Source organism: Accumulibacter sp. (assembly GCF_031732815.1).
Taxonomy (GTDB): Bacteria; Pseudomonadota; Gammaproteobacteria; order Burkholderiales; family Rhodocyclaceae; genus Accumulibacter.
This window is the reverse complement of the sequence record NZ_JAVMKF010000135.1, coordinates 1-7774: the sequence shown is the minus strand read 5'-3', so window position 1 is coordinate 7774 and position 7774 is coordinate 1. Positions and strand designations below refer to the sequence as shown.

Annotated in this window: 9 protein-coding genes; 1 reads left to right on the top strand and 8 read right to left on the bottom strand. The window is 64.7% G+C overall.

Features of this window, described 5'->3' with window-relative positions; translation table 11 throughout:
- From RKP46_RS09550 to RKP46_RS09515, 8 genes are all read right to left on the bottom strand, one after another.
- On the bottom strand, positions 1–409 hold a 409-nt coding region (locus RKP46_RS09550), incomplete at its 3' end, for a hypothetical protein (protein ID WP_311106432.1).
- A gap of 477 nt (positions 410–886) precedes the next feature.
- Complete coding sequence (locus RKP46_RS09545) at positions 887–1843, bottom strand: MBL fold metallo-hydrolase (RefSeq protein WP_311106431.1); 957 nt, start codon at positions 1841–1843, stop codon at positions 887–889.
- An 84-nt stretch (positions 1844–1927) separates the two neighbouring features.
- Entirely contained in the window at positions 1928–2068 is a 141-nt protein-coding gene (locus RKP46_RS09540) for a hypothetical protein (protein ID WP_311106430.1), read from the bottom strand.
- 1 nt (position 2069) lies between these two features.
- Positions 2070–3965, bottom strand: a complete 1896-nt coding sequence (locus RKP46_RS09535; RefSeq protein WP_311106429.1) for a DUF4178 domain-containing protein — start codon at positions 3963–3965, stop codon at positions 2070–2072.
- Between the two features lie 59 nt (positions 3966–4024).
- Positions 4025–5053, bottom strand: coding sequence for an SPFH domain-containing protein (locus RKP46_RS09530; protein WP_311106428.1), 1029 nt, complete (start codon positions 5051–5053; stop codon positions 4025–4027).
- A gap of 67 nt (positions 5054–5120) precedes the next feature.
- Positions 5121–5525: a DUF350 domain-containing protein gene (locus RKP46_RS09525; protein WP_300332967.1), complete on the bottom strand. Its 405-nt coding sequence runs from the start codon at positions 5523–5525 to the stop codon at positions 5121–5123.
- Between the two features lie 37 nt (positions 5526–5562).
- Positions 5563–6282 (bottom strand): type III pantothenate kinase, encoded by a 720-nt coding sequence (locus tag RKP46_RS09520; protein WP_311106427.1) that lies wholly within the window; start codon positions 6280–6282, stop codon positions 5563–5565.
- Entirely contained in the window at positions 6279–7085 is an 807-nt protein-coding gene (locus tag RKP46_RS09515; RefSeq protein WP_311106426.1) for a biotin--[acetyl-CoA-carboxylase] ligase, read from the bottom strand. Before RKP46_RS09515 ends, RKP46_RS09520 begins: the two co-directional genes overlap by 4 nt.
- 481 nt (positions 7086–7566) lie before the next feature.
- Between RKP46_RS09515 and RKP46_RS09510 the strand changes: the two genes are divergently transcribed.
- Positions 7567–7774, top strand: a 208-nt coding sequence (locus RKP46_RS09510) for a DUF21 domain-containing protein (RefSeq protein WP_311106425.1), incomplete at its 3' end; no start/stop codon positions are given.

Sequence of the window (7774 nt, the reverse complement as noted above, 5' to 3'; positions counted from 1 at the left end):
TCGCCCGCAACTTGTACAACTGGAAGGTGCCAACGACACCCTGGCCGAAAAACCATAAGAAGATTAAAGAGATGGGAAGGCCAGTCAGGGTTCCGGTGGCGGACCACATGATGGCCTTGTTGAGCACGAAAAGCACCACCATCAGGACGGCGCACACGCGGCTCTGCTTTCTGAGGACGCCAACGGCCAAACCAGCCATCAACGCCGCGTCGACAAAGGCCCCCACGTCCAGGCCCAGCGGGTTGGGGCCGGACAGGGCAACGAAGGTAAAGACGCAGGTAATCGCGGCTGACACCAGACCGGCAATCCCGCAGTTCCGGATCTTTCGTGTGATATCCGCTGGAATCTCGAGCGGACGATCGGGTGGAAGAAGCGCAGTTTTCGGTGGGGTGTAGGGGCTGTCGCTCATTGGGCACTTTCGGTAGTCATGGATAGAGAATTTGCCGACCGCTGGCGGCGAATCAGAGCCGCGCGGCTCACCGTGTGCGGCTATCCGGTGCAAGCGAGTTTACGTGGCGGGACTGACTGGAGCGAAAGCAATGGCCTCTCCCTACGCCCGAGCAGCGATCCGACGACCCGACGACCCGACGATCTGCGCCGGTCTTCGCCAAGATCTGCCATAGCCGTACGACAGACTCCCCTTGCGCGAGAATAGCAAACTCACCGCCGCAAAGCGATGCCGGATCGTAGCGTGGAGCAGCGACGGCAGGTTAGCGGTTGATACGGTCAAGCGCCTGGCCAAATGCGTGCGCGCTGAAAGGCGAGCCGACCAGAGACGATCTGATGCCCTTGCCGCACGCTCCTGGTCGACGCTGGAGCAGCAACCGATTGCAGGCAAGGGCAACGCCAGACAACGGCTACGCGCGCCAGCGGCTCGTCCGCTGCCTCAGACCGAGCGCGAGTCGAGCCAGACGGCGAGTCCGCGCGCGTTCAGCTCAAGGTCAGTGGCGAAGATGTCCAGCAGCCGGTCGGTCGTCAGCCGACAGCCGAAACGCTGCACCTCGTCGAGCAGCATTGCAGTCAAATCGGCACGGATCTGCGCGTGGCGAGCTTCGCCTGTCTTGCCGGCGCGCTCTGCGCGTAGCGCGGTCGCCACGTGCGCGTCGATCAGGCGGCGCAGGTGTACCGCCTGCGTGGGCAGGTCGGGAAGCTGGCTGTAATGCGTGAGGTAGGCAAACTCAGGCTGCAAGGCGAGCACGCGGTCGATCGAGGCGTGCATCGCCACCGGATCGAACTGCACCGGGCTGGTGGTCGGGAAAAGGAACTGACGACCATCGGTATCGAGCTCGCGGTAAGCCATGCCGAAGATATCGCCGGTGAACACGCTGCGGCTGCGCTCGTCGAAGAGCGCAATGTGATGGCGCGCATGCCCAGGCGTGTCGAGACACAGCAGTCGCCGACCGGCAAGATCGACGCTCAGTTCATGCGTCGCCGGAATGATGCGCGCCGCGTCGACCGGCAGAATCTGTCCGTAGAGGCGCTCGACCTCGGCTGCGCCGTACACCGCGGTGACCCCTTCGATCAGCCGGGCCGGAGCGACCATATGCGCGACACCGCGTGGATGGACCAGCAGCCTGGCGTGCGGGAAAGCGCGCATCATGCTGCCGGCGCCGCCGGCGTGGTCGAGGTGGATGTGCGTCAGCACGACGTAATCGACGCTCTCGGCGCTCAGACCAAGCTTCGCCAGGGCAGCCAGCGTCGGCGCCAATGAGCCTTTCGCGCCGGTATCGACGATCGCGACGCGCTCGCCTTCAACGATCAGGTGAATCGCCGCCAGCAACGGTCGGACGTAGCCCGCGTCAAGCGCGTAGATGTCATGCGCGAAACGAGCGAAAGCTTCCATGGCAGAGGTAATCCTGCTCGACAATCGGTGGTTGGGCGCCAGTCGGCCGGCCGGCAACAGGGGAGCGAGTATAGATGCCCTGTCCTACTTGTGGAAGACCCGCCCGCTACCGGCGCGCGAGCCCGTATTGCCAGCTCCGCTCTCGAACAGGTTCCAGCCCTGATACTGCGCGTTGACGAAGAGCGCCAGGGCAAGCAGCCCGGCAATCCAGTTGGCCTTGATCATGTCAGCTGCCTCCCGACACGTCGCTCTCGTTCCACCGGCGCGTTTCGAAAGCCGCGCTGCGCCAGCGCGCAACGAGCGGGAAAATGGCGAGAAAGATGAGCAGCAGGACGAAGTTGGACCAGGCTACCGGGTCGCGCTCGACCTCCAGCTTGTCGACCACCGCTTGACTGCTGTCCTTGCCGAGCTCGTATTCGACCACCAGGTAGTACGTCCCGGGCGGCACGGCACGAAACACGACGTCGTCCGACGGCGAGCCTTCGGACCAGCTTTCGCCCTCGTCTACACCTTGGTAGTGGCTGATCTCCTGCTCGCCGACGAAGGCTTCGCCGGTGTTCTTTTCGATCAGCGCCGTGCTCAGTTCGAGCCAGTTGTTGCTCAGGTCGGTCTGATGCCTGACGAGCAAGGTGCGCGCCCGGCGCTTGAGGACAAACTCGCGGCTGCTGACGCTTGCCTCCTCGCTCAGCGGCGAGAGGACGAGTTGCTCCTTGAGGACGATCTCCGAAGCGAGAAGGAAGGCGAAAGCGAGTTGTACGAGCAGCGCGGCCAGCGCCATCCGCCAGAACAGGCGGCACGTCCGGCGCAGCGTTTCAGCCAACGGATTGGGCTGATTGGCATAGACTCCGATCGGCTTGGGCGGCGCCTCGCTGACGGAAAAGGCAGCGGCGATGGCCGAACCATCGACGTATTCGCCGAGCGACCAGCTCGCCTCGCTGGCCGTCACTTCGCGTGAAAGCATCGACGGCGGGCAGACATAGTCTTCCACCTGGCAGCTCTCGCCGACCGCAACCTGCCAGTGGAACTCGCCGACGACATAGCTCACCTCGGCCCGGCCGCGGCTGAACAGCTTATACTCACGTCCTTCGTGCTGGCAACGGACCTGTCCGCGCGCCAGCGCGGGCGGATTGGCCAAGGTGCGGGCAAAGTTCCAATGTCCCTGGTACTCGATCAGCCAGGCGAAGCCAGCGCGGACGTTGAACAGCAGATACTCCGACCAGGTGTAGTCGCTGCCTTCGGCTTCCGTCTTGCGGCGCATGAAACCGATCACTTCCCAGTCATCGCCAAACAGCTTGCCCTGGCTGCCGAGCGGCAACCACGGCACTTCGCGCAGAGCCTGCGCGGCCCGAGCAAGGACACGCAGGTTCTCGTTCTCGACGCCGATGATCGAGCCGCAGCTATCGCAACCGATACGCTCGATCGCCGGCGAGTGAATCTGCAGCGGTGCCGCGCAATGCGGACAGTTGAATGCGCGCGCGGCGATCTGCGGCGCCCCGCCGGAATCCGCAGTCGGCCGCAGGTTGGTGAGTTGCAGGTCGGCAAAAGCGACCACCTGCCCGACGAAGACGAGCGGCGGGTCCTCGCTGTAGTCGAGCGTGACGAAGCGGTCATGCCCACGCAGGTCGGCAGTGTTGACGTCGTAGCCAGCGGCGACCTTGAACGGCAGCTCGCCCTGGCCGGCGATGCAGCGCGCCGTCTTCAGGTCGGTGACCGTGAAGCGCCGCCCATCGACCATCACCGGCGCCTCCGGGCTAAGCGTGGCAAAAGCCGGCAGAGGATCGTGCACCGGAACTTGCGCGCTGACGATGTATTCTCCGGCGCCTTCGGCCAGCCAGGCGCTGCGCCCGTCATCGAACAGGATGTGCCATTCGTTCCAGGTTCCCGCCGCATAACGCAACTGGATACGGCCGATGACCGCGAAGTGGTGAGCGCGGAAGCTTCCTTCGCTGCCGATTTGCAGCAGCGAAGCATCCTCCAGCAGGTCGGCCATGCGACCAAGATTCTGCAGGTCTTCGCCGCTGCGCAGCAGAATGCTGCGGCAGAAGTCGCAGACGACGTAGAGCGACGCCTGCGAGCGAAAGACGACCGGCGCGCCACACGACGGGCAGGTCGCTCGCTTCACGCCGGACTCTCCACGTCAGGGCCGTCCGCGCTCGTCGCCACGCCAGACAGCGCGGCGGCTCAGCCCAGCTTGCCGAGCAACTCGGCCTTCTTGGCGTCGAACTCGGCTTGCGACAGAATGCCTTTGGCGACCAGGCCGTGCAATTTTTCGAGCGTCGCGACGATCTCGTCGGCGCTCACCGGCGCTGCGCCGGGTAGCGGAGCGCCTGCCGGCGGCGCATTGCCCTGCATCGCTTGCGCCAACGCCGAACTCATCGTCTGGCCGATACCCAGGCCCGCGCCAAGACCGGCGCCGATGCCGGCGATGCCGCCTTCGTTCTGCGCCGCCAGCGGGATGCTGTTGGCGACCTGATACTGCGTGTAGCGACCCAGGTCGCCGATCATGTTCATGCCGATGCGCGCATCGAGCACCTTCTGCAGTTCCTCGGGCAGCGAGACGTTCTGCACGACGAAACTGTCGAGCGCCAGGCCATAGCGTTCGAAAACCGGTTCCAGCTTGCCTTTCAGCGCGCGGCCGAACTCGTCCTGATTGGCCGCCATATCGATGAAAGGAACGCCCGACTCGGCAAAGAGGTCGGTCATCGCGCCAATCACCAGATTGCGCAACTGTCCGTCCAGGTCCTTGACCGTGTATTGCTCGCGCGTACCTGAGACCTCGCTGTGGAACTTGCGCGGGTCGACCAGCTTGTACGAATAGATCCCGAAAGCGCGCAGGCGGACCACTCCGAAGTCCTTGTCGCGAATGGTGATCGGGTTTGGCGTCCCCCACTTGCAGTCGAGTTGCAGGCGCGTCGAGAAAAAGTAGACGTCCGACTTGAAGGGCGATTCGAAGAGCTTGTCCCAGTTTTTCAGGTAAGTCAGCACCGGCAGCGTGTTGGTCGTCAAGGTGTAGAGACCGGGGCCGAAGACGTCGGCCACCTGGCCCTCGTTGACGAAAAGCGCCATCTGCGATTCGCGTACGGTCAGACGAGCGCCGTATTGAATCTCGAAGTCCTGCATCGGATAGCGCTGGGCAAGGACGCCGTCTCCCTCTTCCGTCCAGTGGATGACGTCGATGAACTGTTTCTTGATGAAATCCATGAAAGCCATGGCGATCTCCCAAAGGCGTGCGGTGCGGTGTCCGTCGGCGAGACCGTGCAACTCGCCCGCAGGACGGTCAGTAGGTCATGCAGGCGGCGTTGATCAGGCCGACGGTCAGCGAAAAGACGGCGAGAAAAATGGCCGGCGCCGTGCGGCCGGCTGGAATGTCCTGGTTGATCTGGGGCAGGGTGAAGCGCGCCACGAGGTAGGCGAGAATCTGGATCACGCCGGCAACTGCGCCCCAGGCCGCCAGGTCGGCCAGCGTGTCGCTGTGCGCGATGACATTGGCCACGGGCATGGCGAAACCGACGAGCGCGCCGCCAAGGCTGATCGCCGCCGCGTTGTTGCCGGCGCGGATCAGGGCGACTTCGTGATACGGCGTGATGTTCAGGTAGACGAGCAGAAACAGCCCGAGCAGAACGAGCGCCACGGCGAAATACGCCAGGAAAGCGGGCAGCGCCATCATCATGTGCGTCGGCATGCGGATCATCCTTTCTGCGGGGCACCAGCACCGCACTTCACAGCGTGGCGGCAAAGCGCAGCAAGCCGCCAAGAACCAGATTGTCCGCCAATTCGAAGGGAATCTTCAAGTGGGCGGCAAGCGCCGCGCTGCCGCCGCCGGTGAGCAGGCAGAGCGCCTGCGGCTCGCCCGCGATGGCCGCGAACGTCCGTTCGATGGCGCCGAGCTGCGCCTGTCGGCAGCCGCTGACGATGGCGTCCATCGTATTGCGCGGTTCGTTCCGGAAAACGCCTTCGGCGAGCGGAAGCTGCGCCGTCTTCTCGGCCAGCGTCGCGCGCATCAGCTCAAACCCGGGCAGGATCAGGCCACCGCGAAAATCCCCGTGCGCATCCAGCAGGTCCACGGTCGTCGCCGTCCCGGCGCTGACCACCAGGCAAGGCCCGGAATGCCGCGCGCGCGCGCCGATCAGTGCGGCCCAACGGTCGGCGCCGAGTTGCGCCGGACGTTCGTAGCGACTGCGCACGCCGCAGGCTTCTTCGCTGGCCTGCAGGAAAGCCAGCCTGCGCTGAGGCACCGCAAGCTGCGCCGCAATCGACTCGCCAACCGCCGCTCCGGCGACGTTGCAGGCAACGATGCGCGCATCTGCCGGCCACGCGTCGGCAACCTCGTGCAAGCGAGCGACATCGCGCGTCGCCAGCACGCCGTTGGCAAGCCAGCTCGCACCGTCGTGTACTCCCCACTTGATCCGGCTGTTGCCAGCGTCGATGGCGACGATCATGCCCGGCGCAAGGAAACGTCGCCGGAAAAACAGCGCTCGACGCCGGTTTCCGTGCGCAGGAGCAGTGCCCCGTCGCGGTCGGCACCCAGACAGATGCCGGCACGTTCGGCGCATAGCTCGTCGAGCAGCCGCACCGGACGCTCCTGCCAGGCGTGCCGCGCCTGCCACTCATCGCGCAAGACGGCGAAACCGCCGGCATCAAAACGTCCGAGCACGTCTGCCAGGGCGATCAGCAATTGCGCCAACAAGTGGTGCCGCTCGGGCAGTGGCTCGATGACCTGCGCCAAGGCTGCCGGCGGGTGCAGGAACTCGCCCTCGCCCGTCGGCGGCAGTTGCAGATTCAGGCCGATGCCGATCACCGCCAGCACCTCGCGCGGCCCGCTTTCGAGCTCGACCAGAACGCCAGCAAGCTTGCCGCCATCGAGCAGAAGGTCGTTCGGCCATTTCAGACCGAGTCCGGCGATTCCGTACTGCTCAAGCGCCTGCACCAGGGCAACGCCCACCGCCAACGACAGACCAGCCAGCCTGGCCAGTCCGCCGGGGAAGCGCCAGAGCAGCGAAAAGGTAAGACTCGCCGCGGGCGACGACAGCCATTGCCGGCCGCGCCGCCCGCGCCCGGCCGTCTGCCGATCGGCAACGAGCAAGCTCCCCGACGGTGCGCCGCCGCGCGCGCGGTCAAGCAGCAGCGTACTCGTCGACTCGCACTCGGGCAGCACTTCGAGGGCAAACGCCTGCGCCGCCGCGCCGAGCCGTGCGCGAAGACGGTCGGGCTCGATCAGGCACGATGCAGCAGGAGCATTCATGATATGGCGCGGATAGCAGACACCGTTGCGGGAAAAGGCTGATTGGACTAACGACAGGGCAACCACAGGGCAACCACAGGGCAACCACAGGGCAACCACAGGGCAACCACAGGGCGCAGCCATTATCGCTGAATATGGTGCGCGTCGGCGCGGCGACCTATTATCGTCGGGCCTCGGCAAGCGCTGGGCAGGCCCCCGCGCTTGCGACTGGCAGCAGTGCCTGTTGCAGCCCAGTTCTTGCAATCAACTTGACATTTGCATTCAGATCCACATAATTAACAGTGGAGCATAGATGGGACTCCGACCTGGGCTGCCAGCCTGAGGACGGTGATCGGTTGGTGGTCGTTTGACACCTGCTTCCAGGTTCGCGGCTGGCTGTGGCGCTTTGCCTTGGGTCGGCTGGCGAGCCCATCTCGTCTGTCCGGGCGACGGCGCGCACCGGCATATCTCGTGGCTCTCGCGTTCGCCATGGAGTCTATGGATGGACCTTGCGCTCTGGCTCGAGCTGCTTGTCTTCGTCTTTCTGCTCGGCTGCTCCGGCTTTTTCTCAAGCACTGAAACTTCCCTCTTTTCCCTCAGTTCCTTTCAAATCGACCAGATGCGCGCGGCGAAGAACCCGCGCATCGAACTCATTGAGCGCCTGCGCAGCGAACCGCGCCGGCTGATCGTCACCATCCTGATCGGCAACG

Excerpts from the sequence above, each read along its gene's own strand:
- RKP46_RS09545 (WP_311106431.1), bottom strand. The coding sequence starts at position 1,843 with ATGGAAGCTTTCGCTCGTTTCGCGCATGACATCTACGCGCTTGACGCG.
- RKP46_RS09540 (WP_311106430.1), bottom strand. The coding sequence starts at position 2,068 with ATGATCAAGGCCAACTGGATTGCCGGGCTGCTTGCCCTGGCGCTCTTC.
- RKP46_RS09525 (WP_300332967.1), bottom strand. The coding sequence starts at position 5,525 with ATGCCGACGCACATGATGATGGCGCTGCCCGCTTTCCTGGCGTATTTC.
- RKP46_RS09515 (WP_311106426.1), bottom strand. The coding sequence starts at position 7,085 with ATGAATGCTCCTGCTGCATCGTGCCTGATCGAGCCCGACCGTCTTCGC.
- RKP46_RS09520 (WP_311106427.1), bottom strand. The coding sequence starts at position 6,282 with ATGATCGTCGCCATCGACGCTGGCAACAGCCGGATCAAGTGGGGAGTA.
- RKP46_RS09530 (WP_311106428.1), bottom strand. The coding sequence starts at position 5,053 with ATGGCTTTCATGGATTTCATCAAGAAACAGTTCATCGACGTCATCCAC.